The sequence below is a fragment of the Actinacidiphila yeochonensis CN732 genome (assembly GCF_000745345.1).
GTDB lineage: Bacteria > Actinomycetota > Actinomycetes > Streptomycetales > Streptomycetaceae > Actinacidiphila > Actinacidiphila yeochonensis.
In genome coordinates this window covers 3,999,091-4,025,191 of the sequence record NZ_JQNR01000005.1, presented here as the reverse complement: position 1 = coordinate 4,025,191, position 26,101 = coordinate 3,999,091, and the positions used below count along the sequence as shown (strand labels likewise).

General features: G+C 74.9%; 19 protein-coding genes, 2 pseudogenes and 1 riboswitch. Of the genes and pseudogenes, 4 read left to right on the top strand and 17 right to left on the bottom strand.

What is annotated here, in order from left to right:
• Nucleotides 1–503: 503 nt before the first annotated feature.
• From BS72_RS28330 to BS72_RS28310, 5 genes and pseudogenes are all read right to left on the bottom strand, one after another.
• The gene (locus tag BS72_RS28330) at nt 504–2,678 is read right to left on the bottom strand and encodes a putative bifunctional diguanylate cyclase/phosphodiesterase (RefSeq protein WP_037914622.1); all 2,175 of its coding nucleotides are present in this window, start codon (nt 2,676–2,678) and stop codon (nt 504–506) included.
• Entirely contained in the window at nt 2,675–3,493 is an 819-nt protein-coding gene (locus BS72_RS28325) for an SAM-dependent methyltransferase (protein ID WP_037914620.1), read from the bottom strand. The genes BS72_RS28330 and BS72_RS28325 overlap by 4 nt, the downstream gene beginning before the upstream one ends.
• Nucleotides 3,494–3,945: 452 nt before the next feature.
• Nucleotides 3,946–5,183, bottom strand: a pseudogene (locus BS72_RS28320) (carbohydrate-binding protein).
• 206 nt (nt 5,184–5,389) lie between these two features.
• Nucleotides 5,390–6,628 carry a peptidase C39 family protein gene (locus BS72_RS28315; protein WP_107498904.1) on the bottom strand — a complete coding sequence of 413 codons (1,239 nt, stop codon included), beginning with the start codon at nt 6,626–6,628 and terminating at the stop codon, nt 5,390–5,392.
• A gap of 344 nt (nt 6,629–6,972) precedes the next feature.
• Nucleotides 6,973–8,103, bottom strand: a complete 1,131-nt coding sequence (locus BS72_RS28310) for a M24 family metallopeptidase (protein WP_037914619.1) — start codon at nt 8,101–8,103, stop codon at nt 6,973–6,975.
• Nucleotides 8,104–8,368: 265 nt separating this feature from the next.
• On the opposite strand from BS72_RS28310, the gene BS72_RS28305 reads away from it, so the two are divergent.
• Nucleotides 8,369–8,956 carry a uridine kinase family protein gene (locus BS72_RS28305; RefSeq protein ID WP_037918030.1) on the top strand — a complete coding sequence of 196 codons (588 nt, stop codon included), beginning with the start codon at nt 8,369–8,371 and terminating at the stop codon, nt 8,954–8,956.
• A gap of 681 nt (nt 8,957–9,637) precedes the next feature.
• Nucleotides 9,638–11,611, top strand: coding sequence for an AAA family ATPase (locus tag BS72_RS28300; RefSeq protein WP_037914617.1), 1,974 nt, complete (start codon nt 9,638–9,640; stop codon nt 11,609–11,611).
• A gap of 174 nt (nt 11,612–11,785) precedes the next feature.
• Here the strand turns inward: BS72_RS28300 and BS72_RS34830 are convergent.
• The 10 genes and pseudogenes from BS72_RS34830 to BS72_RS28250 form a co-directional block, all read right to left on the bottom strand.
• A pseudogene (locus tag BS72_RS34830) lies at nt 11,786–12,880 on the bottom strand (hemolysin family protein); the annotation flags it as partial.
• Nucleotides 12,877–14,205: a hemolysin family protein gene (locus BS72_RS28290; RefSeq protein WP_037914613.1), complete on the bottom strand. Its 1,329-nt coding sequence runs from the start codon at nt 14,203–14,205 to the stop codon at nt 12,877–12,879. The pseudogene BS72_RS34830 and the gene BS72_RS28290, both read right to left, overlap by 4 nt.
• A 288-nt stretch (nt 14,206–14,493) precedes the next feature.
• Nucleotides 14,494–14,970: a PH domain-containing protein gene (locus BS72_RS28285; protein WP_037914611.1), complete on the bottom strand. Its 477-nt coding sequence runs from the start codon at nt 14,968–14,970 to the stop codon at nt 14,494–14,496.
• A gap of 53 nt (nt 14,971–15,023) precedes the next feature.
• Nucleotides 15,024–15,881 (bottom strand): ATP phosphoribosyltransferase, encoded by an 858-nt coding sequence (gene hisG, locus BS72_RS28280; RefSeq protein WP_037914609.1) that lies wholly within the window; start codon nt 15,879–15,881, stop codon nt 15,024–15,026.
• 269 nt (nt 15,882–16,150) lie between these two features.
• Nucleotides 16,151–16,423 (bottom strand): phosphoribosyl-ATP diphosphatase, encoded by a 273-nt coding sequence (locus BS72_RS28275; RefSeq protein WP_037914607.1) that lies wholly within the window; start codon nt 16,421–16,423, stop codon nt 16,151–16,153.
• 33 nt (nt 16,424–16,456) lie between these two features.
• Entirely contained in the window at nt 16,457–16,942 is a 486-nt protein-coding gene (gene ribH / locus BS72_RS28270) for a 6,7-dimethyl-8-ribityllumazine synthase (RefSeq protein ID WP_037914605.1), read from the bottom strand.
• Nucleotides 16,943–17,042: 100 nt separating this feature from the next.
• Entirely contained in the window at nt 17,043–18,314 is a 1,272-nt protein-coding gene (locus BS72_RS28265) for a bifunctional 3,4-dihydroxy-2-butanone-4-phosphate synthase/GTP cyclohydrolase II (protein ID WP_037914604.1), read from the bottom strand.
• Complete coding sequence (locus BS72_RS28260; protein WP_063836157.1) at nt 18,311–19,048, bottom strand: nicotinamide mononucleotide transporter family protein; 738 nt, start codon at nt 19,046–19,048, stop codon at nt 18,311–18,313. The genes BS72_RS28265 and BS72_RS28260 overlap by 4 nt, the downstream gene beginning before the upstream one ends.
• Nucleotides 19,045–19,662 (bottom strand): riboflavin synthase, encoded by a 618-nt coding sequence (locus BS72_RS28255; RefSeq protein ID WP_037914602.1) that lies wholly within the window; start codon nt 19,660–19,662, stop codon nt 19,045–19,047. The genes BS72_RS28260 and BS72_RS28255 overlap by 4 nt, the downstream gene beginning before the upstream one ends.
• Nucleotides 19,663–20,170: 508 nt before the next feature.
• Nucleotides 20,171–20,301, bottom strand: a riboswitch (FMN riboswitch).
• A 256-nt stretch (nt 20,302–20,557) separates the two neighbouring features.
• Entirely contained in the window at nt 20,558–21,763 is a 1,206-nt protein-coding gene (locus BS72_RS28250; protein WP_037914600.1) for an ROK family transcriptional regulator, read from the bottom strand.
• Between the two features lie 178 nt (nt 21,764–21,941).
• Here BS72_RS28250 and BS72_RS28245 point away from each other — a divergent pair, with 178 nt between their 5' ends.
• On the top strand, nt 21,942–23,168 hold the full coding sequence (locus BS72_RS28245; protein ID WP_037914599.1) for an MFS transporter: 1,227 nt from the start codon (nt 21,942–21,944) through the stop codon (nt 23,166–23,168).
• 22 nt (nt 23,169–23,190) lie between these two features.
• On the opposite strand, the gene BS72_RS28240 is transcribed toward BS72_RS28245, so the two are convergent.
• Complete coding sequence (locus BS72_RS28240) at nt 23,191–24,087, bottom strand: LysR family transcriptional regulator (RefSeq protein ID WP_037914597.1); 897 nt, start codon at nt 24,085–24,087, stop codon at nt 23,191–23,193.
• Between the two features lie 96 nt (nt 24,088–24,183).
• On the opposite strand from BS72_RS28240, the gene BS72_RS28235 reads away from it, so the two are divergent.
• A complete protein-coding gene (locus tag BS72_RS28235; RefSeq protein ID WP_037914595.1) occupies nt 24,184–24,675 on the top strand; it encodes a GNAT family N-acetyltransferase in 492 nt (163 codons plus the stop codon).
• Between the two features lie 30 nt (nt 24,676–24,705).
• Here the strand turns inward: BS72_RS28235 and BS72_RS28230 are convergent, their stop codons facing one another.
• Entirely contained in the window at nt 24,706–26,094 is a 1,389-nt protein-coding gene (locus tag BS72_RS28230; protein ID WP_037914592.1) for a uracil-xanthine permease family protein, read from the bottom strand.
• Nucleotides 26,095–26,101 lie beyond the last annotated feature (7 nt).

Here is a 26,101-nt window from a genome sequence, read left to right as displayed (position 1 = left end):
GAGAGAGCCCGGCAACGCCGCCCGGAAAACGGGCCACGACCTGCCCACGACCGGCCTGGAGCGGTTCCGGAGGTATTGAGAGGGATACGCGGGGCCTCCGTCACTCGATTCACCCGCGCGCCGACTCCGCGGCGACTCCGAACCAGCCTCCGACCGATCGCGATCCGCCTCCGATTCGGCCTCGAATCGAACCCGAATCGCGCCCGAATCGACCCGGCTTTCACTCGGATTTCACCCGGAAACAGCCCGGAAGCATCCTGGAACCGGCCCGGAATCGACCCGGAATCCGCCGGTCCATTCGGCGGCGACGCGAGGGGAATCGCGTCGGACCCTCTCGTCCGCGCGCGCTCCGCGCCGTCCCGACGGTCGGGAGCGCCCCGGCACGGCACAGCGCGCCCCGGCCCGGCACGGCACGGCACGGCGCGGCACGGCTCGGCCAAGGCCGGGGCCGAAGGCGGGCGGCTCCGGGGGCCGGGGCCGCCCGCCTTCCGGTGGGGCGGTGCTCAGACCGTCTGGGCGAGGGCCAGGCTGGCGAGGCGGTCCGGCGGGCCGGGGCGGCCGAAGTACCAGCCCTGGGCGGTGTCGCAGCCGAGCAGGCGGAGCTGCTCCGCCTGGGCGCCGGTCTCGACGCCCTCCACGGTGACCGACAGGCCCAGGCCGTGGGCGAGGGAGACGATGCCCTCGACGATCTTCAGGTCCAGCGGGTCGGCGGGCTTGCGCCGCATGCCGCGGCTGAAGGCGCGGTCGAGCTTGAGGACGCTGACCGGCAGCCACCGCAGCGAGGAGAGGTTGGAGTAGCCGGTGCCGAAGTCGTCCAGGGCGATCTCGACGCCGAGTTCGGCGATCTGCCGCAGTGGTTTGACGGTGTCCGGCTCGGCGCCGATCAGCGCGCTCTCGGTGACCTCCAGGCACAGCGCCTGCGGGGCGAGGCCGGTCTCGTCCAGTACCCGCGCCACCTCCCCGGCCAGGTCGCCCTGGTGGAGCTGGATGGGTGAGAGGTTGACGTTGACCCGGCGCCAGGACTCGGGCCCGTACTCGTCGTGCCAGGCGCGGGCCTGCCGGGCCGCCTCCAGGAGCACCCAGCGGCCCAGCGGCACGATCTGGCCGGTGCGTTCGGCCAGCGGTATGAACTGGTCCGGGCCGAGCACCCCGTGCGCGGGGTGGCACCAGCGCACCAGGGCCTCGGCGCCGTGCACCCGGCCGTCGCCCAGGCCGATCAGCGGCTGGTACTCGATGAAGAACTCGCCGCGTTCGAGGGCTCCGGGCAGCCGGTTGGTCAGGCCGTGCCGGGTGATGGCACGGGCGTCCGCGTCGGGGTCGGCGATCTCGTAGCGGCTGCCGCCGAGTTCCTTGGCCCGGTACATGGTGATGTCGGCGCTGCGCAGCACGTCGGCGGCGGCACGGCCGGCCACCGGCCCGTAGACGATGCCGATGCTGCCGTGCACCGGCAGTTCGCGGCCGTCCAGCAGCAGCGGGGCGGACAGCGCGTCCAGGATGCGGTCGGCGAGGGCGGTGACCGCGTCCTGGCAGGGCGGGTCGGCGTAGAGGGCGACGAACTCGTCGCCGCCGATGCGGGCGACGATCTGGTCGGTGTCGGTGAGGCAGCCGGCGAGGCGCTCGGCGACGGCGACCAGCAGCCGGTCGCCGACGGCGTGGCCGAGGCTGTCGTTGACCGCCTTGAAGCCGTCCAGGTCGAGGTAGCAGACGCCGATCCGGCGTTCGGCGCCGGTGCCTGTGTCGGTGAGGGCCTTGCCGAGGCGTTCGAAGAACAGGGCGCGGTTGGGCAGCCCCGTCAGCGCGTCGTGGGTGGCCTGGTGGCGCAGCCGGTCCAGCAGGCGGCGGCGCTCGGTGACGTCCTCCAGCAGCGCGAGCTGGTACTGGGGGCGGCCGGCCGCGTCGCGCAGCAGCGACACCCTCAGGTTGCCCCACAGCGCCGAGCCGTCGGCCCGCGGGAAGACCTTGTCCAGGTGGTAGCTGTCGCGTTCGCCCCGTACGAGCGCGCCGTTGAGGTCGGTGGCGTCGGGCGGGTTCGCGGGGTGGGCGAGGTCGGCGACGGTACGGCCGCGCAGGTGGTGCTCGCCGCCGAACATCCTGGCGAGGGCGCCGTTGACCTCCACGACCCGGCCGTCGAGTTCGGCGATGCCGATGCCGATGGCGGCCCCCTCGAAGACCGCGCGGAAGCGGGCCTCGCTGGCGGCCAGCGCGCGTTCGGCCTCGGACTGGGCGGCGAGGGCGGCGCGGGAGATCGCCTCCTGCTCGGCGAGGGTGCGTTCGCGCAGCGCCTGGGCGAAGCCGTAGGCCACGCTGTGCTGGAGGCGGGCGCAGCGGGCGCGCGCGTCCTCCGCGGTGAGCGCCGGGCCCGGCGGGCAGTACAGCACCAGGTAGGCGTCGATGACGCCGAGGATGCTGGGCAGCGCGTCGGGGTCGGTGCAGTGGGCGTCGACCAGCGCGGCGCCGACCGGGACGGCGGCCCTCGGCTCGAAGGGGGTGGCGTTCAGCGCCTCGCGCAGCAGGCCGGCGAGCGGGACGAGGTGGGCCTCGAACTCCTCGCGGTTCATGGACGTGGCGGTCGCCGGGTAGACCGCGCGGCTCCAGATGGCCGCGAACCGGCGCAGCCCGTCGAGGGGTTCGGCGACCGCTCCGGTGGGTTCCGGGCCGTCGCCCGCGGTGGAGTTCACCGCTTCAGCCCCGCGCCGGCCAGTCCGGTGAGGACGATCGGGTCGTCGTACTGCGGGTCGCCGTCGCCCTCGGGGCGCCAGTGCGGGAGCGGCACGATGCCGGGCTCCAGGATCTCGAAGCCCTCGAAGAACGGCTCCAGTTGGGCGGCGCTGCGCAGGATCAGCGGGGTCGCGGTGCGCTGGTAGACCTGCTGGACGTTGCGCTGCCCGGGGAGGATGCCGGCCTCGGACGCGGTGCCGTGGGTGATGAGCATCATGCTGCCGGGGGCCAGGGCGTCGCGCAGGGTGGCGATGATCTCGGCCGGCTTGTCGGCGTCGCTGAGGAAGTGGACGACGGCCACCAGCATCAGCGCGACCGGCCGGTCCAGGTCCAGCAGCGCGCGGGTCTCGGGGGCCTCCAGGATGGAGACGGGGTCGCGCAGGTCCGCGGCGGCGATGGTGGCGTCGTGGTTGTCGCTGAGCACGGCCCGGCTGTGCTGCACGGCGACGGGGTCGTTGTCGACGTAGACCACCCTGGCCCCGGGGCGGCGGGCCTGGGCGACCTCGTGGACGTTGCCGAAGGTGGGGATGCCGGAGCCGATGTCGAGGAACTGCGTGATGCCGCGCTCCACCGCGAGGTTCACCGCGCGGCGCATCACCGCGCGGTTGGCCTGCCCGACCTTGGGGATGCCCGGCAGCGCGGCCAGGGCGACCTTGGCGGCCTCCCGGTCGACCTCGAAGTTGTGGGAACCGCCGAGGAAGTAGTCGTAGATCCGCGAGACGCTCGGGACGCTGAGGTCGATGCCCTGCGGGGCCCAGGAGGGGCGGTCGGTCACGTGGTACTCCAGGTCGTGGGCGGATGGGGCGGTGGCACCGGTGCGCCGGCCGGGACGGCGCCGGAGGCTGAACCGGACCGAGCCTGTCGGAGCCGGACGGAGCCGGTGGGCGACGGGCCGGTACCCGGTTTCGAGGGGGTGGCGCCGGCGGGGTGGCGCGCGGTCCTCTCAGAGGCTACTGATCACGTGTTCGGAGCGGAACACAGAACTGGAGATCCACCGTCCGTTTTGGACAACAACCACCGGCATGTGCACGTGCGCGTCTGCGCAGCGGCACGAAGACGCCGGGAATACGATGGCTCGCGGCGCAATTGCGCCGCGAGCCCTTATCGCAGGCGGTCATTCCGTATCCCGCCGGGGCGTATCCCGCGTCGGCGGCCGTTACCGCGGGGAAAGCCGACCGACGGCCTCGCGGACTTCCGGAAATCCGCCGGCGTGCGGTGTACGAGCCGTCAGCAGGCGCCTTCGTCCTTCCACACGCCCCATTCGCCGGTGGTTCCGGGGACCTCGTTGGTGGTCCACCACTGGGCCAGCCACTTGTGGCCGTTGTAGGAGACCTCGTTGCCGCCGACGTAGACGGCCGAGGCGCTCCAGGCCGGCACCCCGGCGCAGCCGCCGCCGACCGGAGTGGTCGGGGCGTGGTGGTCGGGGGCGCCGTGGGCGGGGTGGCGCCGGCGAACCTCACCGAGTACTTGGCGAAGTCCCAGTCGGCCTGCGGCACCGAGCTGCACGTGCCGGAGGTGGTGCCGTTGTTGTCGGCCGGGGTGCACTGCCGGTCCCGGTTGAGCGACCAGAAGGTGAAGCGGCCCATCCCGTGGCTGGTGGCGTAGTCCAGCACGGTCTGGAAGTCGGACTGGTAGAAGTACTCGCCCGAGTCGCTGCGGCCGTTCATGCCGGAGAAGCCCTCGTGCGCGTAGGCGGTCGCTGCGTCCCACCCGAAGGTGGACTGGAGCAGGCCGTTGAAGGCGGTCAGCGCGGCGGTCTGGGAGGCGGCGCCGCTGAAGCCGCCGTCGAAGGGCATGATGGAGAAGTTGTTCGGGGTGAAGCCGATCGACTTGGCCTCGTTCAGCATCTGGGTGCCGAACCAGCCGGTGCCGGCCGCGGTGCCCGCCGTGGTGACGGAGATGAAGATGCCCGGGTTGTTCTGCTGGAGGATCTTGGCCGCGCCCAGTTCGTTGGCGACGGCGGCGGTGTTCTCGTACTCCGGCTCCTCCAGGTCGAAGTCCATCGCCTTGAGCTGGTACTTGTCGACGACCTGCTGGTAGGCCGCGGCGGTGGCGGCTGCGGTGGAGCACGCCTGTCCGAGCTTGGTGCCGCCGTAGCCGCCGATGGAGACCGACACGTCGCCGCCCTTGGCCCGGATGGCGGAGATGGTCGAGGCCACCGCGGTGTCGGAGGACACGGCACTGGTGCCGCCCCATGTGGGGCTGCACCCGCCGCCGTTGGGCGCCAGGACGAAGGCGAGCTGGAACGCCTTGAGCCCGGTGGCGTCCATGATGGCGGTGGCGCTGGGCGGGTTGTTGTCCAGCGGCATCAGGTAGGGGGCGGCTGCGTACCAGTTGCTGCTGAGGGCCGCGCCGGCGGCGGGCGCGGCGCCGCCGCCCGAGCCGGCCGCCGCCGCGGTGCCGAGCCCGGCCACCGCGAGCGCCGCGGCGGCCAGCCCGGTACCCAGGGCCTTGAGACGGTTCACGTCAACCTCCTGTGGGGGAACGTGGCAGCAGCGTGGACCGTCTGGCGGGAACACGTCAATATGTTGGTCCAGACCTTTGGACCAACCCACAAGATCGGTCCCGTGTCGCGACCGGCAGGGCCTGCCCGGTAGCGGCACTGGTCCCCGGGCACGGCGAAGGCCCCGCCGCCGCGCGGGAAGCGCGGCGGCGGGGCCCTGAGGAAGCGTCAGGCCCGCACGCCCACCGCGGCGAGCGCCCGGCGCTGGCCGGGGCTCGGCGCGACCGGGAAGTACAGGTAGGCCACGCCGCCGGAACCGGAACCGGTCCCGCCGCTGGCGGTGATCCGCTTCGTACGCAGCCACACGGTCTCGAACTGCGCCCGCTTGTAGACGTGGCGCACCGCGTCGTCGTCCGGGCTGGCCGGGTCGTTGGCGATGACGTCGCCCTCGGCGGTGAAGCCGACAATGCACATCAGGTGGCCGGAGGTGTTGTACCCGGCGCCGTCCAGCTCGGTGGACAGGAACGACTGCGACGTTATGACCGGGATACCGGCCCTGACCAGCACCTCGATGTCGTTGAGCGAGCGCAGCTGGGTGATGACGCCCTGGAGGTCCTGGTACGTGGCCGCGTAGGCCGCGTTGAACGGCCAGTTGCCGCAGCCCTCGTACTGGTAGTCGTAGGTGTAGCGGGCGCCCTGGTCGACCTGCGGGTCGACGTACGCGGGGTCGACCCAGGCCAGGTCGGCCTTGCTCGGGCCGCGCCCCCAGTACTCGATCACCATCGTCGACGAGGTCGGGCTGCACCACGCCTCGCCGCCGTTGTCGTACTGCGGGTACTGGCCCGAGTGGACGTCCTGCGAGTAGCGCGGCACGGGCAGCTCGACCGCGCCCTTCAGCCCCGGGGTGGAGGCGGGCACCGTGAAGCGGTCGGGGACGTTCGACGCGAACGCGCCCAGCCGCCACACGGTCGGCGTCTCGCGGCTGCCCGGCTTGCGGAACAGCGTCAGCCGCAGCTGGTAGGAGGCCAGCAGCCGGCCCGCGCTCGGGTCGTCGACCGAGAAGGTGTCGGTGTAGATGCTGCTGGTGTCGTCGCCCTGGTCGTCCACCGAGGTGCGGCGGATGTCCTCGTCGGTGTCGCCTGCGGTCCAACGGCCCATCACGTACGCGGGCGTGGCGGTGCCGTCGGTGTAGGTGCCCAGCAGCTCCACCTGGATCCAGGTGCCCGTGGGGGTGTGCGCGTTCCAGGACGAGACCAGCTCGGTGGCCGGGAACGGCAGCCGGTGCGCCGGCGAGGTCCACGAGGCGTACTCGTACGCCGTGGTCGTGCCGGTGTGCGGGTCGGCGTAGTCCAGCGTGCCGGCGGCGCGGGCGATCGCCACTCCGGGACGCGCCCCGGGCACCGGCAGCGTGCCCCGGTGCGAGCCGAACAGCCAGTCCGGGTACGACGACCAGGCGTGGTACTCCACCGGCGCGTCGTCGGCGGCCGGGGCGGCGGCCTTGCCGGCGGCCGGCGCGGAGCCCGCCTCGGCCCCTTGTCGGTGGCCGCCGCGGCCGGAGCCGCCGCGGCGCTCTGCGCGGCGGCGCCGGCCGCGACGGCGGCGGCAGCGGCGACGGCGGCGGTCAGCACGGCACGCCGGGGCGCGTTTCTGCTCATGTGCGGGTACCTCGGTTCCCCTTGACGTGAACGGGAAAAGGCCCGGCGGGTCCGTTCCGGACAACGGCGGGTCGCCCAACTATTGCTGCTGGATGCCTTTTCCACCAGGGCTGTTGTGTTCCGACCCGTAGCGACTTTGGTCCAGACCACTGGCGGTCACGCGGGCAGGACGACCAGGTCGCGGCCGGTGAGGTTGAGCCGTTCACCGCCCGCTTCGGTGCACACCGCGATGTCCTCGATGCGGGCGCCGAACCGGCCCGGCAGGTAGATGCCCGGCTCGACGGAGAACGCCATGCCGGGCTCCAGCGGCCGGGCGCTGCCGGCCACGATGTACGGCTCCTCGTGCGTCTCCAGGCCGATCCCGTGGCCGGTGCGGTGGATGAAGTGCTCGCCGTAGCCGGCCGCGGCGATCCGGTCCCGGCCGACGGCGTCCAGCTCCTGCGCGGTGATCCCCGGGCGCACCGCGCCCGTCTGCGCGGCCTGGGCCCCCTGGAGCACCTCGTACAGCTCCCGGAACTCGGCCGGCGGCTCGCCGACGGCGTAGGTACGGGTGGAGTCGGAGCAGTAGCCGTCCGGGGTGGTGCCGCCGATGTCGACGACCACCGGGTCGCCGGCCCGCACCACCCGGTCGGAGACCTCGTGGTGCGGGCTGGCCCCGTTGGGCCCCGAGCCGACGATCACGAAGTCCACCGTGGCGTGCCCGGCCGCCAGGATCGCGTCGGCGACGTCCCTGGCGATCTCGCGCTCGGTCCGTCCGGGCCGCAGCCACTCCCCCATCCGGCGGTGCACCCGGTCGATGGCGGCGCCGGCCCGGCGCAGCGCCTCCACCTCGGCGGCGCTCTTGCGCATCCGCAGGCCCGCCAGCACGTCCCCGGCCAGGCCGGCCCGCGCCCGCGGCAGCGCGTCCTGGAAGGCGAGCAGCTTCTCGGCCCACATGTGGTTGTCCACCGCGAACCGGGTGGTCCCCGGCGGCAGCCGGCGGGCCACCAGCTCGTAGGCGTCGTCGGTCTCGGCGAACCCGGTGATCTCGATGCCGAGCCGCCCGGCCGGGGACGCCTCGGCCGCGGCCTTCTCCAGCGCGGGCACCACCAGGAAGGGGTCCGCCTCGGCCGGCACCACCAGGCAGGTCAGCCGTTCCAGCGGCAGCGCCTGGTAGCCCGTCAGGTAGCGCAGGTCCGCGCCCGGCGTCACCAGCAGGGCGTCCAGCCCGGCGTCCCGCGCCGCCTCCTGGGCCCGCGCCACCCGCTCGGGCGGGTAGAGGCCGCCCTCCTCCGTCGCATCGCTCATCCGCTCACGGTAGACGGGCCCGTCCGGCGCGGCCAGCGAGCCCCGCCGGACGGGCGGGCCCGCTTCGACGCGGCGTCAGGAGGACCCGCGGCGGCGTCCGGGAGGGGTCTCGGCGGCGCCGGCGGGGTCCTCACGGTGCCCCGGGGGACCGGCTCGCCGGAGCGGGCGGAAGCGCCGCCCGGCGGACGCGTCGTGCGGTGGGCGGGGGCGCCGGGGCGCATAGGGTCGGTCCGTGACGGACGCGGAGGAGTTGACGTTGGGCGGCATGGCGACGGCCGTGCTGCGGGCCCGCCCGCGCTGCGGGGCGGCCCGGGTGGTGGCGGTGGACGGCCACGCGGGGGCGGGCAAGAGCACGCTCGCCGAGCGGCTGGCCGAGGAGTTGGGCGGGGCACCCGTGGTGCACACCGACGACCTGGCCACCCACGAGGAGCCGTTCGGCTGGGCCGGGCGGCTGGCCGGGCAGGTGCTGGCCCCGCTGTCCGAGGGGCGCCCCGTGCGGCACGACGTCTACGACTGGCACGCGCGTACCTTCGCGACCGTCCGCGAGGTGCCGCCGGCTCCGGTGGTGCTGGTGGAGGGGGTGGGGTCGGGGCAGGCGGCGGTGCGGCCGTACCTCGCGCTGACGCTGTGGCTGGAGGTGCCCCCGCACGAGGCGCGGGTGCGCGGCCGGCGGCGGGACGGTCCGGAGCTGGAGCACTTCTGGAACGGCTGGACGCGCGCGGAGGACGAGCACTTCGCCGCCGACCCGACGCGGCCCTTCGCCGACCTGCTGGTCCGTCAGGACCGGCCCGCGCCGGGCGGTTACACGGCACTGCCCGGTCCGGCGGCCCGCACCCGAGGTGACCGTAGGTAACCGGAGGTGGTGGCCGGGAGCTCCGCCCGGGAGGGCGCCACGGGGGCGCGAACACCCCCCGGCCGGGCGGCAGTCGGGACGGCCGACCGCACCACGCAACAGGTACGATCGTCGGCTTGTCTGCTTGACCACGGGGGTATTGAGCAATTACGTTTTCAACTAGCGGTGAGAGTGACCGCTCCTCGAACACGAAGCCCTCGGTTGTTCCCCCGTGACCGGGGGCTTCGTCCTGTCCGGAGCAGGCCGGCGCCGCGCCGTCCACCACCCCCGTGATCTCACCCGCTGTGATCATCCGACATCCTCCGCCGGTCCTGCGGAGCAGCGCTCGAACCCCGTACGGACGGCCGGCCGCCTCCTCGAACGGGCGGGCGGCCCCGCCGCGATGCCCCCGCTTCCGGAGCAACCGCCGGATTCCCGCGCCCCGGTCCGCGACCCCGCGCCGTCCCGCTCGCGGGTCCCGCGCGCCCGTGAAAGGCGGCTCCGGCGGTCGACCCCGCTCGCGGGCAGCCTCGGCGCGCCCTTCGGTGTTCCAGGTATCGCGGGTACGATGCGGCGAAGGGGCGGGACGCGGTGCCTGGGGAGGCGTCCGCCACCGCCTCAACTCCTCCCCGTCGGCCACGGGTTGGAGGGCGAGTCGGCGAGGGCAGGGGGGAAGGACAGGGTGGGGCTGGTGGGGACTTGATGGACTACGGTACGGACCGCCCGGGCTCACCAGCCGATCTGGCCTGGCTGCGCGGGGTGGACGCCTACACCGTGGGCGCTTACGTGCAGGCCGAGGAGGAGTTCAGGACAGCGGTCCGGTTGGACCCCGGTATGGCCGACGCCTGGCTGGGCCTGCACGCGCTGCGGGCCGACACCGCCACGGCGCTGCTCCAGATGTACCGCCACCGCGACCGGTTCGGCGACCAGCGCGCCGCCCACCGCCGCACCCTCAACTCCTGGTACTGGCTCGGCTGGTGGGTGCAGCCGGTGCTGGAGACCAGCCGGGACCTGCTGCTCGCGCACGCCTCGCACTGGCTGGACGGGAGGCACGTCGCCGAGCTGGACCAGGCGCTGGCCGGCTGCCCGCCCGTGGACACCGACCCGCAGGTGCGGTTCCTGCACGCCTGCCGGGCGTACCTGGTCAAGGACTGGGAGCACCTGGTGCGGCACACCGAGCCGCTGCTGGGCGATCCCGTACTCGGCATCGAGGCGGGGCTGTTCGGCGGGATGGCCCGGGTGCGGCTGGAGATGTGCGGGCAGGCCGAGCCGCTGCTGGCCGCCGCCCTGATGCGCTGCCGCAGCGAGCAGCCGCAGCGCAAGGAGCTGCGTTACTGGCTGGCGCGCGCCTACGAGGGCACCGGCCGCACCGCGGCGGCGCTGCCGCTGTACCGGGCGGTGCACCGGGTGGACCCGGCGTTCATGGACACCGCCGCCAGGCTGGCCGCGATCCACGAGGCCGACGACGGGCTGGACGAGGGCGCCGGGCTGGCCGCGGTGTCGCTGGCCGGCGGCGGTCAGGCGGTCCCGGAGGCGGCCGACGGGGTGGAGCCGGTGCCGGGTGAGGCCGCCCCGGAGTTCGCCGGCGAGTTCCCGGCTGACTACGGTGCCGGCCTCTCCGCCGAGTTCGGCGCCGGCTTCCCCGCGGAGTTCGGCGCCGGTCCGCCGCCGGGCGGCTCGGCGCCGGACCTGGACGAGTCGCTGCTGCTGGCCGGCGCCCTGGAGGACATGGGCCGGGGCCGGGCCGGGGCGCCGCCCGGCGGGTCGCAGGTGCGGCTCGGCGGCTCCGATCCGGTGCTGCTGGCGCAGGCACTGGCCGAACTCGACCGGATGGTGGGCCTGGAGCCGGTGAAGCGGCAGGTACGGGCGCTGTCCGCGCAGCTGCGGATGGCCCGGCTGCGGGCCGGGCAGGGCCTTCCGGTGCAGCCGCCGAAACGGCACTTCGTCTTCTCCGGCCCCTCCGGTACGGGCAAGACCACGGTGGCCCGCATCCTGGGCCGGGTCTTCTACGCGCTGGGGCTGCTCGGCGGGGACCACCTGGTGGAGGCGCAGCGCTCCGACCTCGTCGGGGAGTACCTGGGGCAGACCGCGGTCAAGGCCAACGAGCTGATCGACTCGGCGCTGGGCGGGGTGCTCTTCGTCGACGAGGCGTACGCCCTGTCCAACTCCGGCTACAGCAAGGGCGACGCGTACGGGGACGAGGCGCTCCAGGTGCTGCTGAAGCGGGCCGAGGACAACCGGGACCGGCTGGTGGTGATCCTCGCCGGGTACCCGGAGGGGATGGACCGGCTCCTGGCGGCCAACCCGGGGCTCGGTTCGCGCTTCACCACCCGGGTGGACTTCCCCAGCTACCGCCCGGCCGAGCTGACCCGGATCGGCGAGGTGCTGGCCGCGGAGAACGGCGACCGGTGGGACGAGGAGGCGCTGGAGGAGCTGGGCGCGATCAGCGGCCACGTGGTCGAGGAGGGGTGGATCGACGAGCTGGGCAACGGCCGCCTGCTGCGCACCCTGTACGAGAAAAGCTGCGCCTACCGGGACCTGCGGCTGTCGGAGTACCCGGAGCTGCCCGGCCGCGAGGAGCTGTCCACGCTGCGGCTGCCGGACCTGATGCAGGCGTACGGCGAGGTGCTGTCCGGGCGCGGCCCCGGCATCCCGCAGCCGCCCGAGTCCGACTGACCGTTCCCGGCCCCCCCGCGCACGAGGGCGCGCGGGGGCCGGGAACGGGTCAGCGCACCAGCTCCCCGGCGGACGGCCCGGACACCTCGCCCCGCTGCGGCCCGGCGCCGCCTCGGGTACCGGGGCCGGACGCGGCCCGGAGCCGGCCCGCGCCGACGCGGCGGGGTCGGGTCCGGCGGCGGGCTGCGGCACGGCGGAGGCCGGGGCCGTCGCGGCGGGCTCGGGTTCGGGCCCGTCGTCCCGGTGCGCGGGGTCGCGGACCTCGCCCACCAGCATCTCCAGCACGTCCTCCATGGTGACCAGGCCCAGGACGCGCCCGGCCTGGTCGGTGACGGACGCCAGGTGGCTGGCGGCCCGGCGCATCGCGGTGAGCGCGTCGTCCAGCGGCAGGTCGGCCCGGAGCGTGGTCATCGGCCGCCACAGCCGCGGCGGCACCGGCCGGTCGCGGTCCTCCACGTCCAGCACGTCCTTGACGTGGAGGTAGCCGACGTAGCCGGCCCCGCCGCCGGGCGCGGTCACGGGGAAGCGGGAGTACCCGGTGCGCACGGTCAGCTCCTCGACCTGGCGCGCGGTGGCCGACGCGGCGAGGGTGACGAGCTGGTCCGGCCGCAGCAGCACCTCGGTGACCGGGCGCGAGCCCAGCTCCAGGGCGTCCTCCAGCCGTTCCTGCTCGTCGGAGTCGAGCAGTCCGGCGGCGCGGGCGTCGTCCACCAGGACGGTCAGCTCGGAGCTGGTGAAGACCGCCTCGATCTCGTCCTTGGGCTCGACCCGGAAGGCCCGCAGGACGAGCCGGGCGCAGGCGCCGAGCACCGCGATGACCGGCCGGAACACCCGGGCGAAGCCCACCAGGCCGGGGGCCAGCTTCAGCGCCGCCTTCTCCGGGTCGGCCATCGCCAGGTTCTTCGGCACCATCTCGCCGATCACCAGGTGCAGCGACACCACCAGGGCGAGCGCCAGCACGTACCCGACCGGGTGGACCAGGTCGTCGGGCACCCGGGCCGCCGAGAACAGCGGCTCCACCAGGTGCGCGACGGTCGGCTCGGCGACCGCGCCGAGGGTCAGCGAGCAGACGGTGACGCCGAACTGGGCCGCCGCCATCATCTGCGGCAGGTGCTCCAGCCCGTACAGCACGGTGCGGGCGGCCCGCTGCCCGGCGGCGAGCGGTTCGATCTGGCTGCGCCGGACCGACACCAGGGCGAACTCGGCGCCGACGAAGAAGCCGTTGCCGAGGATCAGCAGGGCGGTGAAGAGGAGTTGGAGGAAGCTCATCGCTCCTTCACCTCCCCCGCCGGGTCCTGGGTACGCACGATCCGCACCCGGGCCGCACGGTGGTGGTCGACCTCCTCGACCCGCAGCCGCCAGCCGGGCAGCGCGGCGGTGTCGCCGGGCGCGGGGATGCGCCCGAGCAGGTCGGCGACGAGCCCGGCCACCGTCTCGTACGGGCCCTCGGGCGCGGCCAGGCCGATCCGCTCCAGGGTGTCGACACGGGTGCCGCCGTCGGCGGTCCACGCGGGGCGCCGCCCTCGGCGGGGCCGGGCCAGCTCGGGCCGGTCGGCGGCGTCGTGCTCGTCGCGCACCTCGCCGACCAGTTCCTCGACGATGTCCTCCAGGGTGACCAGGCCGGCGGTGCCGCCGTACTCGTCGACGACGACGGCTATCGGCTGCTGGCTGCGCAGCAGGCCGAGCAGCTGCCGCACCGGCAGGCTCTCGGGCACCAGCAGCGGGGCCTTCGCGAGGGCGCCGACGCGGGTACGGGAGCGCTCCTCGGCGGGCACCGCCAGCGCGTCCTTGAGGTGGACCATGCCGGTGATGTCGTCGACCCGCTCGTCGTAGACGGGGAAGCGGGACAGGCCGGTGGCACGGGTGAGGTTGAGCACGTCCGCGGCGGTGGCGGTGTCCTCCAGGGCGCTGACCCGCACCCGGGGGGTCATCACGTTCTCGGCGGTGAGCTCGCCCAGCGCCATGGTCCGTACGAACAGGTCGGCGGTGTCCGGCTCCAGGGCGCCGGCCAGCGCGGAGTGCCGGGCCAGCGAGACCAGCTCGGTGGGGGTGCGGGCGGAGGCCAGCTCGTCGGCCGGCTCGACGCCCAGGGCCCGCACCAGCCGGTTGGAGACCCGGTTGAGCAGGTCGATGACCGGCCGGAAGGCGCGGGAGAACGCGCCCTGCGGGCCGGCGACCACCCGGGCCACGGCCAGCGGGCGGGAGACCGCCCAGTTCTTGGGAACGAGCTCGCCGATGACCATCTGGACGCCGGAGGCGGCCATCATGCCGACCACCACGGCCACGCCGGGGGCGGCGCCGGCGGGCAGCCCGGCGGCCCGCAGCGGGCCGGCGAGCAGGTCGCCGAGGGCGGGCTCGGCGAGCATGCCGACCACCAGGGAGGTGATGGTGATGCCGAGCTGGGTGCCGGACAGCTGGAAGGAGAGTCCGCGCAGCGCGGCGACCACGGTGCGGGCCCGCCGGTCGCCGGCTTCGGCGGCCCGCTCGGCGGCCGACCGTTCCACGGTGACCAGGCCGAACTCGGCGGCGACGAAGAATCCGTTGGCGAGGATCAGGAGGAAGGCTGCCGCGAGCAGCAGCAGGGACGTGCTCATCGGGCCGCCACTCCCCGGTGTGGTGCGGGAGGGGCGGCGCAGGTACTACCGGACGGTTCGTCCATCGGGGTGTGGGTGTCACTCCTCGGGTGGTTCGGGTTCCCGCGGCGACCGCGGGCCGCCCGCGCTCGGCGGGCGGTCGGGCGGCGCGCGGGGCGCCGCTCGCTCCAGGGTAGTCATTCCGGCCGCGGTGGCGAAGAGACAGCGGCCGTGCGGGCTCCGCGTCGGCGCCCGTACGGCGCCGCGCCCCGCTTCGCCCGGCGCGGGCCGGGCCGGGCCGGGCGCGGGTCAGCGGCCGGGGCGCTCCGGAACGTGGGCGGTGCCGAGGACGTCGACGAGGTCCCGCAACCGCCGGGCGTCGCGCAGCGCCTGGCGGCGGGCGATGCCGGGCTGGATGCCCATGGCCGGCAGCGTGGTGCCGTCGGCGAGGTCGAGCCGTACCCAGGCGTCGCCGTGGCCGAGGTTGACCCGCAGCACCTCGGCCCAGGCCAGCCGGCGGCGGCGCGTGAGGTTCACCACAGTCAGCCCGTCCCGGTCGGCGACCACCTTCGGGCGGCTGAGCAGGACCAGCAGGCCGGCCACCAGGACCGCCGAGACGACCACCCCGGCGCGCTGCCCGAACCCCCAGGGCTGCGCCCCGTCGTGCGGCACCAGCACCGCCAGGGAGCAGAGCGCCACCAGCACCGCGGCGGCCAGCGTCAGCAGCACCACCCGGGTCAGCACCGGCCGGAAGACGACCGGCAGCCCGGCCAGGGCGCCGGACACCGGGGTGTCCGGCCCCGGCCGGGGTCCCGGACCGGGGCGTGCGCCCTCGGGGGTCACAGCCGGGCGGCGTGGATGCCGGTGGTGAGGATGGCGCGGGCGCCGAGGTCGTAGAGCGCGTCCATGATCTGCTGGGCCTCGACGGCGGGGACCATGGCCCGCACGGCCACCCAGCCCTCGTGGTGCAGCGGGGAGACCGTCGGCGACTCCAGGCCGGGGGTGAGGGCCACGGCCTTCTCGACGTTCTCGGCGCGGATGTCGTAGTCCATCATCACGTAGCGGCGGGCGACCAGGACGCCCTGGAGGCGGCGCAGGAACTGCTGCACCTTCGGCTCCTGCGGGTCGGCCGGGTCGGCGCCGGTCCGGCGGATGACCACGGCCTCGGACTCCATGATCGGCTCGCCGAACGGCTCCAGGCCCGCGTTCCGCAGCGAGGTGCCGGTCTCCACCACGTCCGCGATGACCTGGGCCACGCCGAGCTGGATCGCGGTCTCCACGGCGCCGTCGAGGTGCACCACGGAGGCGTCCACCCCGTTGTCCGCCAGGTGCTTGGCGACCACGCCCTCGTAGGAGGTGGCCACGGTCTGCCCGGAGAGGTCGGCGATGCTCTGGGCGGTGCCGGGGCGGGCGGCGAAGCGGAAGGTGGAGCGGGCGAAGCCGAGCTGGAGGATCTCCTCGGCCTGGGCCCCGGAGTCCAGCAGCAGGTCGCGGCCGGTGATGCCGATGTCGAGGCGGCCGGAGCTGACGTAGATGGCGATGTCGCGGGGGCGCAGGTAGAAGAACTCGACGCCGTTGGCGCTGTCGACGAGGACGAGCTCCTTGGACTCCTTGCGCTGGCGGTACCCGGCCTCATGGAGCATGGCCGTCGCGGGTCCGGAGAGCGAGCCCTTGTTGGGGACGGCGATGCGCAGCATGGTGCGTGTTCCTTCTGTTCGGAGGAGCCGGTCGGGATCTTGGTGATGCGTGGGCTTCGGGGAGGCGCCCGGCGGCGGGCCCGGGCCGGGACGTCCCGGCCCGGGCCCGCCGCCGGCGGCTCGCCGTGCGGTGCGGGGTCAGTACACGTCAGTACACGTCAGTGCGGGTGGCGGGGTCGCCGCAGGTCAGAGGCCGGCCGGGGCGCGGTGGCGCCCCGGCCGGCACGGGCCCTCGGCGGTGGCGGGGCGGCCGGGTACGGCCGGCCCGCTCACAGATGGGCGTAGACGTCCTCCAGGGAGATCCCCCGGGCGACCATCATCACCTGGACGTGGTAGAGCAGCTGGGAGATCTCCTCGGCGGTGGCGTCGGCGCCTTCGTACTCGGCGGCCATCCACACCTCGGCGGCCTCCTCGACCACCTTCTTGCCGATGGCATGGACGCCCTTGCCGACCAGTTCGGCGGTGCGGGACGTGCCGGGGTCGCCGGTGGCGGCCTTCTGCCGGAGCTCCTCGAAGAGCTCTTCGAATGTCTTGTTGGCCATGGTGGTCCTAGCCTACGGTGCCGCCGCTGCCGCTCAGCGCCAGGGCTCGGCAACCGAGCGCAGCGTGGCCGCGGTGGCGACGGCCGCGGTGACGGCCTCGTGCCCCTTGTCCTCGCTGGAGCCCGGCAGTCCGGCCCGGTCCAGGGCCTGCTCCTCGGTGTCGCAGGTGAGCACGCCGAACCCGACGGGCACGCCGGTCTCCACCGCGACCTGGGTCAGGCCCAGGGTGACGCCGTGGGAGACGTACTCGAAGTGCGGGGTGCCACCGCGGATGACCACGCCCAGCGCGACGATCGCGTCGTAGCCGCGGCCGGCCAGCACCTTGGCCACGACGGGGAGTTCGAAGCTGCCGGGCACCCGCAGCAGGGTCGGCTCCTCGATGCCCAGCTCGTGCAGCGCGCGCACGGCTCCGTCGACGAGGCCGTCCATGACCTCGGTGTGCCACTGCGCCGCGATCACCGCGACACGCAGGTCGCCGCAGTTCTTCACGGTCAGCTCGGGGGCGCCCTTACCGCTCACTTTTCGGTCCTCGGTGCTTTCTCTTCAGGGGTGGTGGGACGGGTACGGCAGATCGGGGGGCGGGAGCCGGGCGGGCTCACGCTCCGGGGACGGGCGGCGGTCAGCGCGCCGCCGCGTCGAGCCAGGGCAGGTCGTGGCCCATCCGGTCCCGCTTGGTGCGCAGGTACCGGAGGTTGTGCTCGCCGGCCTGGACGGGCATCGGCTCGCGGCCGAGCACGTCGAGGCCGTGGCGGACCAGCGCGCCGGTCTTGTCCGGGTTGTTGGTCATCAGCCGCAGCGAGCGCACCCCGAGGTCGGCCAGGACGCGGGCGGCGGCGCCGTAGTCGCGGGCGTCCGCGGGCAGGCCCAGCTCCAGGTTGGCGTCCAGGGTGTCGCGGCCGCGCTCCTGGAGTTCGTAGGCGCGCAGCTTGGACATCAGGCCGATGCCGCGCCCCTCGTGGCCGCGCAGGTAGAGCACCACGCCGCGGCCCTCCTCGCCGATCCGGCGCAGCGCGGCCTGGAGCTGCGGGCCGCAGTCGCAGCGCAGCGAGCCGAACACGTCCCCGGTCAGGCACTCGGAGTGGACGCGCACCAGCACGTCCTGGCCGTCGCCGAGGTCCCCGGCGACCAGGGCGACGTGCTCCACGCCGTCCTCGGTGCCGCGGTAGCCGTAGGCGCGGAAGTCGCCGTACGCGGTGGGCAGCGTGGTGCTGGCCTCGCGGCGGACGGCCGGCGCCGCGTCGCGGCGGTAGGCGACCAGGTCGGCGATGGAGACGATGGACAGCCCGTGCCGGCGGGCGAAGGGCACCAGGTCGGGCAGCCGGGCCATGGTGCCGTCCTCACGGGCGATCTCCACGATCGCCGCGGCGGGCCGCAGCCCGGCCAGCCGGGCCAGGTCGACGCCGGCCTCGGTGTGGCCGGGGCGCACCAGCACCCCGCCCGACCGGGCGCGCAGCGGGAAGACGTGGCCGGGGCGGACGAAGTCACCCGCGGCACTGGCGGGTTCGGCCAGCAGCCGGATGGTGGCGGCCCGGTCGGCGGCGGAGATGCCGGTGGTGACGCCGTGGGCGCCCGAGGCGTCCACGGAGACGGTGAAGGCGGTCTTCATCGACTCGGTGTTGTCCGCGACCATCTGCGGCAGTTCCAGCCGGTCGAGGTCGGGTCCGGCCATCGGCACGCAGATCAGGCCGCGGCACTCGCTCATCATGAACGCGACGATCTCGGGGGTGACCTTCTCCGCGGCCACCACGAGGTCTCCCTCGTTCTCCCGGTCGGCGTCGTCGACGACCACGACCGGCCGGCCGGCGGCGATGTCGGCGACGGCCCGCTCGATCGGGTCGAGGACCAGTTCCTCGGTGAGGCCCCGCTCGGGGGACGCGGTCGTGACGGTCATGACGCCACTCCTTCCTGGGCCTGGGCCGGTGCCTGGGTTTGTACCTGGGTCTGCTCCAGAAGCTGTGCCTGTTCCCGTGCCTGCGCCGGTGCCTGCGCCTGGGGCACCGCCGCGGCCGCGCCGCCCCGGCCCTGCCGCCACCAGGCGGCCATGCCGGCGATCACCAGCGCGAAGTAGACGATGTAGACCAGGCCGGAGAAGGGCAGCCCGCTGTGGAAGTTCAGCGGCACCCCGACCACGTCGACGGCCAGCCAGGCGATCCAGAACTCCACCCAGCCGCGGGCCTGCGCGTACATCGCGGCGAGCGTGCCGACGAAGATGTACGCGTCGGGCCACGGGTTCCACGACAGGGTGGGCCAGGCCAGGAAGACCGCGGCGACGGCGGCGGTGCCCAGGCCGGTGGCGGCCACCAGCACGGCCCGTTCCCGCCAGGTGGCGAACCGGACGCCGACCCGGGCGCCTTCGGCGCTGCCGCGCCGCCACTGGTACCAGCCCCACACGGCCACGGTGATGACGACGAACTGCTTGCCGACGCCGCCGCCGAGGTGGGCGCCCCAGAAGGCGGCCACCAGGACGACCCCGGAGAGGAGTTGGACCGGCCAGGTGAGCATCGCCCGCCGCCAGCCCAGGGCGAGGGCGGCCAGGCCGAGCAGGTTGCCGATCAGGTCGGACCAGATGACGTGCTGGTCGAAGGCGGTGAACGCCTGCGAGTTGAGCCAGTGGACCACGCTCATCGAACGGCCTCCGGCCCTGCCGCGGCGCGGCCGCCGAGCATCCGCTCGACGTACTTGGCGATCACGTCGACCTCCAGGTTGACCGGCTCGCCCGGCTGCTTGACGCCCAGCGTGGTGGCCGCGAGGGTGGCCGGGATCAGGCTGACGGTGAACGAGTCCGCGCCGGCGTCGACCACGGTGAGGCTCACGCCGTCCACCGTGATGGAGCCCTTCTCCACGACGTAGCGGGCGAGTTCGGCCGGCAGCGCGATCCTGACGACCTCCCAGTGCTCGCCGGGGGTGCGCTCCAGGACCGTCCCGGTGCCGTCCACGTGGCCCTGCACCAGGTGCCCGCCGAGCCGCCCGCCGAGCGCGGTCGGGCGCTCCAGGTTGACGCGCGAGCCGGGGGCGAGGACGCCCAGGCTGGAGCGCTTGAGCGTCTCGGCCATCACGTCGGCGGTGAACGCGCCGTCCAGCAGGTCGACGACGGTCAGGCAGACGCCGTTGACGGCGATCGAGTCGCCGTGCCGGGCGTCCGCGGTCACGACGGGGCCGCGGACGGTGAAACGGGCGGCGTCGGTCAGCTTCTCGACGGCGGTGATCTCGCCCAGCTCTTCGACGATTCCGGTGAACACGTCAGCTCTCCTGGTGGGCTGTGGGGACGGCGGGAGGAACAGCGGGGAGGCACGGCGGCGTCGGCCGCCTGCGTGGCGTTCGCGGTGCTCCGGGCGGGGCCGGGCGCCGTTGTCCGGTCCCGCCGAGGCGCACCCGGCAGCGGTCGCCGGGTACGTCGGGGCGGAACGCCCGCGGGGCGCGGCTGATTCCGGACGCGGCGGTGCGGGGGGCGCCGCCGTGGCGGCGGAGGGAAGCCGGTGCCGGCGGGGCACGGAACGGGCCTGGCCGGTACGGCGGTGAGAGGGGGCGCACGGGTACCCGGCGGAGCCGGGGGTGGGCGCGGGCAGCACGACGGCGCGGCGCCGAGCGCCTGCTTCCGTGGTGGTGGCCACCGGGTCCTCCTGCCTCATAGGGCACGGACTCCGGGGCTCTTGACAGCGGTCCGTCCGCAACGCCGGGGCCTCGGCGGCACGAACCCGTGCGGTGGGCACGGGTCACGCTGGCGCGGACCTGACGAGTGAACGCCCGCCGCGCACTGCCTCCCATCCGGACTTTCACCGTCGGTCCAGGAATTTCACCTGGTCAACCGGCCGCAGGCTGCGGTCGGGTCGCGGACTGTAACCGCCGGTTCGGAATTACACCGACCCCGGAGTGCGCGAACGTCACTTCTGCCTTAAGTCTGCCACGCTCCTCGCCCGGTCATCCGCCGGCCGCCTGTGCCCTGGCTCACATCGGGCTCACGTCGGGCTCGCGTCGGGGCCCGGCCCGGGGCCCGACCCGGGGCTCGCATCGGGGCTCACGCGCCGGGCGCGGCGGCTCGGCGGGCGGGCCCGGCGCGAGCCCGCCGGCGGTCGTGGCACGAGGACGGCGGACGGGCAGGCGGCGCCCCTGACGGGCGGCGCCGCGGGTGGCCGCTCAGACCGCGGGCGCGAAGAGGTCGGACTGCGCGGCCTCCATCGCCGTGATGACCGCCCCGCGCAGGATCGCGCCGCCCCGCACCGCCGTCGTCTCGAAGGACGTCCGCAGCGGGGATATCCGGGCGAAGGCCGCCCCCGTGCGGGCCGCGAGCCGCGCGCCGCCGGCCTCGCCGACCTCGCCGGCGAGCACCACGCGGCCCGGGTCGAGCACCGCGCACACCGCCGCGGCGCCCACCGCGATCCGGCCGGCGAGCTCGTCCAGGAACGCCCCGGCGCCCGGCCGCTCCACCGCCGCCCGGACCGCGTCGGCGGCGGCGTCGGCGTCCTGCGGCCCCCCGGCGGCGGCCAGGCCGTGGGCGCGGGCGAGCGCGCACACCGCCCGGCTGCCGACCATGCCGTGGTAGCCGTGGTCGCAGTCCGCGGCGGTGGGCAGGCCGCCCTCGGCGGGGACGGGCAGGAACCCGACCTCGCCCGCGCCGCCCGACGCCCCGCGGCGCAGCCGCCCGTCGAGCACCACCGAGGCGCCGACGCCGCCGCCGATCCAGAGCAGCACGAACGTCTCGTCGCCGAAGTTCCGCACCCGCTGCTCGGCCACGGCCGCGAGGTTCACCTCGTTCTCCAGCAGCACCGGGACGCCGAGCCGGGCGCGTAGCTCGTCGACGAGGGCGCCGTGCCAGGCGGGCAGCGCCCCGAACGGGCTGAGCCGTCCGGTGCCGGGGTCGACCAGGCCGGGCGCCCCGAGGGCCGCGGTGTGCAGCCGCCCGCCCGTGCCGCTGCGTTCGACGGCGCCGAGCAGCAGTGCGACGCCGTCCTCGACGACCCGCGCCGGGTCGGCGCCCGGCGGTACGGCCCACTCGTCGCGCAGGACGGTGCGGCCCAGCAGGTCGGCGATCTCCACCCCGACGCTCTCCACGCGCACGTCGAGCCCGGCGACGTACGCGCGGTCGGCCACGATGCCGTAGATCCGGGCCCGCGGGCCGCGCCGGGTCTCGGCGGACTCGCCGACCACCTCGATCAGGCCGGATTCCCGCAGCCGCTCCACCAGGTCCGCGACGCTGGGCCGGGACATCCCGGTCAGCTCCTTCAACCGCCCCGCGGTGAGCGGCCCTTCGCGCTGGAGGAGGCTCAGCGCCAACCGGTCGTTGATGGCTCGGGCGGTGCGGGGTGAGGCGCCCCTCCCGGGGTGCTCGCGGGTGGCGGTCATGCGGTCGATCCTTCCAGAGGTCTCCGCGCCCGGCGGAGCGTGGTGGGGCGGCCCGGCGCCCGAGGCGCCCCCGCCGGGCGGGCGCGCCCTCAGGCACCGGGCCCGCGCTTCCCCACCGGATACCACCGTCCGATCATCAGCTTAATTTTCAGGCAAGCTTCCTGATAGTTTCCCGCCCATGCACAGACCCGCCGCCCCTGACCCGTGGTCTCCGGCCCGGACCCGCCGAGCCCATCTGACCCTGCGCGCGGCCTTCGCCGTGCACGGCGCCGTGCAGGGCAGCTTCGCCACCCGCATCCCCTGGATCAAGGACCACCTGGGCCTGAGCGCCGCGTCGCTGGGCCTGGCGCTGGTCTGCCCGGCGATCGGCTCCTCCGCCCTGATGCCGCTGGCCGGCCGGGTGATGCACCGGTTCGGCTCCCGTACGGCGCTGCGGCTGCTGCTGTCCCTGTGGTGCGCCTCCCTGGCGCTGCCCGCGCTGGCCCCGGGGCTGCCCTGGCTGTGCCTGTCGCTGCTGGTCTTCGGTGCCACCGCGGGCCTGGCCGACGTGGTGATGAACGCGCTCGGCCTGGCGGTGGAGGAGCACAAGGGCCGCTCGATCATGTCCGGGCTGCACGGCATGTGGAGCGGCGGCACCCTGCTCGGCGCCGCCGTGGGCGTCCCGGCCGTGCACGCCGGGCTGGACGGGCGGCTGCACCTGGCGCTGGCCGCGGCGGTGCTGCTGACCGCGGCGCTGGCGGTCACCGCGGGCACCCCGGACGTGCGCCCGGACGAGGACGAGGCGGCGCCGCCGAGGTTCGCGCTGCCGCCGAAGGCCGCGCTGGTGATCGGGGCGATCGGCTTCTGCGGGGTGTTCGCCGAGGGCGGCAGCTCCGACTGGTGCGCGGTCTACCTGCGGGACGTGGCCCACGCCTCCCCCGCCGTGGCCGCGCTCGCCTACACGGCCTTCTCCTGCACCATGACCTCCGCGCGGCTGCTGGGCGACCTGGTCGTACGGCGGGTGGGCGCGGTCCGCGCCGTGCGGGCCGGCGGGGCGCTGTCGACGGTCGGCGGGCTGCTGGTGGTCACCGCGCACACCCCGGTGCCCGCGGTGATCGGCTTCGCGCTGATCGGGGTGGGCGTGTCGGTGACGGTACCCCTGTGCTTCGCGGCGGCCGGACGGCGCGGCCCGGTGCCGAGCCAGGCCATCGCGGGTGTGGCGACCGTGACCTACACCTCGGGCCTGATCGCCCCCGCGGCCATCGGCGGCATCGCCGGCGCCACCTCCCTGACCGTGTCGTTCGCCCTGGTCACCCTCCTCACGCTGGGCCTGGTGGCCGGCGCGGGCGTCCTGCGCCCGGCCCCCGCGACGGAGACCCCGGCACCCGCCCGGCCGGGCACCCGGGCCGGCGCGGCGGCGGAGTAGCCGGGCCCCGACCCGTCCCCGCTCAGCGCCCGCCGGCGGCGGATTCGGGCGCCGCGACGAAGGCCCGTACGAGGGGGCGGTCGTCCCCCCGGCGGGTGGCCATGAAGATGCGGCTCGGGCCGGCGGAGCCGTCGAGTTCGAGCCGCCGCGCGCCCGGCGGGAGCAGGGTGGTGATGCTGTAGGGCGCGATGGTGACGCCGAGACCGGCGGCGACGAGCATGACGATGGTGTGCCAGTTCGAGCACTCCTGGGCGACCTCGACGTCGATTCCGGCGTCCCGCAGCGGCTGCGTGTTCACGTCGAAGGCGTGGGCGCCCGCCACGCGCGGGAAGAGGATCAGCGGGTCGGCGGCCAGCTCCGAGACGTCCACCCGGTCCCGCCCGGCGGCGGCGTGCTCGGCGGGGACGACGGCGACGAACCGCTCCGTGGCCAGCGGCGAGAGGTCGATCTCGTCGTGCTCCTCGGGGTCCCGCACGATCCCGACGTCCGCCGTGCCCCGCCGGAGGGCCGTCAGGACCTCGACGGTGAAGCCGTCGTGCAGCTGGACCTGGACGTCCGGGCGGCGGAGCGAGAACGCGCGGAGCCGTTGGCCGAGGATCACGGTGGCGGAGGTGATGAAGGCGATGTCCAGCCGGCCGGCCTCACCGCGGCCGACCCGGCCGGCCTCGTCGAGGTCGGCTGCCAGCCGCCCCAGGAGTTCGGCCGCCCGGGGCCGGAAGGCGGCTCCGGCGTCGGTGAGGCGGACGCTGCGGGAGGTCCGCCGCAGGAGTTCGACGCCGACGATCCTCTCCAGCTGCCTGATCTGCTGGGACAGGGCCGGCTGCGCGATGTGCAGCCGCTGTGCGGCGCGGCCGAAGTGCAGTTCCTCGGCCACGGCCAGGAAGTACCGCAGGTGGCGGAGCTCGACGCGCTGATCCATAGTTCGAGCTTATCGATGGAGGCCGCAGCGGGTATTGGACATATGGGTGTCCGGAGCCGGAGGCTGACGGCAGCCGTACGAAAGGACGCCCGTCCCATGTCGATCGCCCCCGCCCCGGCCGTGGTCTCCCCGATCGCCTCACCGAGCGACGCCGCCGCGTTCCGCGAGCTCAACGCGGAGTGGATCTCCAGGCTGTTCACCCTCCAGGACTGGGACCGGGCCGTCCTCGAAGACCCGTACGGCCGCGTCGTGGAACCCGGCGGCGACGTGCTCCTGGCCCGTGAGCCGGGCAGCGCCGAGGTCGTCGGGTGCGTCGCGCTCCTCCGCTATCCCGACGCCGTGTTCGAGCTGGCGAAGATGGCCGTGGCCCCGGCCGCGCAGGGCCGCGGCATCGGCCGCCTGCTGGTGGCCGCGGCGATCGACCGCTCCCGGGCGCTCGGCGCGGCCCGGCTGTTCCTCGGCACCAGCGGCAGGCTGGCCGCCGCCGTCCACCTGTACGAGGACGCCGGGTTCGTCAGGACCACCCGCGACCGCATCCCGGTGGAGGGCTACCCGGCCCGCGCCGACATCTTCATGGAACTGCCCTGACGTCCGGCACCGCTCGGCAGGTCCCGCCGCCTACTCCCCCGCCGGTGCGGAGGCCGAGGAGCTCCCGGAGCCCGGCGGCGGGTCCAGGGGAGGCGGGGACGCGGCGGGGAGGCGGACCAGGTGGGCCGCGTGGTAGCCGGCCAGCACCACGACGGTGCCGAGCGCGATCCCGCTGAGCGAGAAGGTGTCGGTGAACGTGAGCGTGACGTCGCCGATGCCCATGATCACGCCGGCCGCGACCGGCACCAGCGTGCGCGGGTCGCCCAGGTCGACCCGGTTGTCGACCCAGATCCGGGCGCCGAGCAGCCCGATCATGCCGTAGAGGAGGACGGTCACGCCGCCAAGCACCCCGCCGGGCACCGCGGCGACGACCGCGCCGAACTTCGGGCACAGCCCGAAGAGGATCGCGAAGAGCGCGGCGGCCCAGTAGGCGGCCGTGGAGTAGACGCGGGTGGCGGCCATGACGCCGATGTTCTCGGCGTAGGTGGTGGTCGCCGGGCCGCCGAACGCGGTGGAGACGACGGTGGCCGCGCCGTCGGCGGCCACCGCGGTGCCCAGCCGCTCGTCCAGCGGCTCGCCCGTCATCTCGCCGACGGCCTTGACGTGCCCGGCGTTCTCCGCGATGAGCGCGATCACCACCGGCAGCGCCACCAGGACGGCGGACGCCTTGAAGTCGGGCGCGTGGGTGGGCGGGAAGCCGAACCAGTCGGCCTTCCCCACCCCGCCGAGGTCCAGCCGCCACCGGGTGACGGCGTGTCCGGCGCTGTCGGGGCTGTGGATACGGCCGAAGACGCGGTCGAAGAGCCAGGAGACGGCGTAGCCGAAGACCAGGCCGAGGAAGATCGCGACGCGGCCGAGGAAGCCGCGCAGCGCCACCAGCCCGATGCCGGTGGCGGCCAGCGTCAGCAGCGCCGTCCACGGGTCCTGCGGCCAGTACGTGCCGGCCGCCACGGGCGCCAGGTTGAAGCCGATGAGCAGCACCACCGCGCCGGTGACGGCGGGCGGCAGCACGGCGTGCACGACGCGCGCGCCCAGGCCCCGGACGACCAGGCCGCACAGCAGCAGCACCGCGCCGGTGACCAGCAGCGCGCCGGTGACGGTGGCGCTGCCGCCGCCCTGGGCCCGGATGACGCCCGCCACGCCGACGAAGGACAGGCTGCTGCCCAGGTAGCTGGGGATGTGGCCGCCGGTGGTGAGCAGGAACAGCACGGTGGCGAAGCCGGACATCATCACGGCGAGGTTGGGGTCGAGCCCCATGAGGACCGGGGCCACGAACGTGGCTCCGAACATCGCCACCACGTGCTGCGCGCCCAGGCCGGCGGTACGGCCCCAGGACAGCCGCTCGTCCGGCCGGACGACGGCGCCGGGCGCCGGGCTGCGCCCGTCCCCGTGGAGCTTCCAGCCCGCGACTCGCCCCATGTCCGGC

Bases quoted from the DNA above. Each gene is read 5' to 3' on its own strand.
- BS72_RS28260 (WP_063836157.1), bottom strand. From the start codon at position 19,048: ATGAGCGTGGTCCACTGGCTCAACTCGCAGGCGTTCACCGCCTTCGAC.
- BS72_RS28230 (WP_037914592.1), bottom strand. From the start codon at position 26,094: ATGGGGCGAGTCGCGGGCTGGAAGCTCCACGGGGACGGGCGCAGCCCG.
- BS72_RS28305 (WP_037918030.1), top strand. From the start codon at position 8,369: ATGGCGACGGCCGTGCTGCGGGCCCGCCCGCGCTGCGGGGCGGCCCGG.
- BS72_RS28235 (WP_037914595.1), top strand. From the start codon at position 24,184: ATGTCGATCGCCCCCGCCCCGGCCGTGGTCTCCCCGATCGCCTCACCG.
- BS72_RS28245 (WP_037914599.1), top strand. From the start codon at position 21,942: ATGCACAGACCCGCCGCCCCTGACCCGTGGTCTCCGGCCCGGACCCGC.
- BS72_RS28265 (WP_037914604.1), bottom strand. From the start codon at position 18,314: ATGACCGTCACGACCGCGTCCCCCGAGCGGGGCCTCACCGAGGAACTG.
- BS72_RS28290 (WP_037914613.1), bottom strand. From the start codon at position 14,205: ATGAGCACGTCCCTGCTGCTGCTCGCGGCAGCCTTCCTCCTGATCCTC.
- BS72_RS28250 (WP_037914600.1), bottom strand. From the start codon at position 21,763: ATGACCGCCACCCGCGAGCACCCCGGGAGGGGCGCCTCACCCCGCACC.
- BS72_RS28310 (WP_037914619.1), bottom strand. From the start codon at position 8,103: ATGAGCGATGCGACGGAGGAGGGCGGCCTCTACCCGCCCGAGCGGGTG.
- BS72_RS28240 (WP_037914597.1), bottom strand. From the start codon at position 24,087: ATGGATCAGCGCGTCGAGCTCCGCCACCTGCGGTACTTCCTGGCCGTG.
- BS72_RS28275 (WP_037914607.1), bottom strand. From the start codon at position 16,423: ATGGCCAACAAGACATTCGAAGAGCTCTTCGAGGAGCTCCGGCAGAAG.
- BS72_RS28300 (WP_037914617.1), top strand. From the start codon at position 9,638: ATGGACTACGGTACGGACCGCCCGGGCTCACCAGCCGATCTGGCCTGG.
- hisG (WP_037914609.1), bottom strand. From the start codon at position 15,881: ATGCTGCGCATCGCCGTCCCCAACAAGGGCTCGCTCTCCGGACCCGCG.